Source organism: Rhodoplanes roseus (assembly GCF_003258865.1).
Lineage (GTDB): Bacteria > Pseudomonadota > Alphaproteobacteria > Rhizobiales > Xanthobacteraceae > Rhodoplanes > Rhodoplanes roseus.
Genome location: NZ_NPEX01000859.1, coordinates 1 through 265 on the forward strand (window position 1 = coordinate 1; position 265 = coordinate 265).

Here is a 265-nt window from a genome sequence, read left to right on the forward strand (position 1 = left end):
TCGCACGTAATAGGCCACGTCGGCGATGGCCACGGTGACGATATGGCCACCCGCGTTGTCGGGGTCGGGCTTCGCATACACCGCATCGTCGTGGTCGCGTGCATCGGCCGGATCGATGGTGATGAGAGGAAGATCGCGCCAATCGTCCCGGTGCGCCATCCCAGCCGCCTTTGCGGCCTCCGCCTCGTCGATCACGCGCTGAGGAAAGACATAGGGGATGTTGTTTTCCTCAAGGGCGATCAGGCTTATCGCCTTCTCCGAGGAG

Annotated in this window: 1 protein-coding gene; it reads right to left on the reverse strand. The window is 62.6% G+C overall.

What is annotated here, in order from left to right; all coding sequences use genetic code 11:
* Positions 1 to 265: RNB domain-containing ribonuclease (locus tag CH341_RS32740; RefSeq protein ID WP_146604792.1), on the reverse strand; the 265-nt coding region annotated here is incomplete at both ends.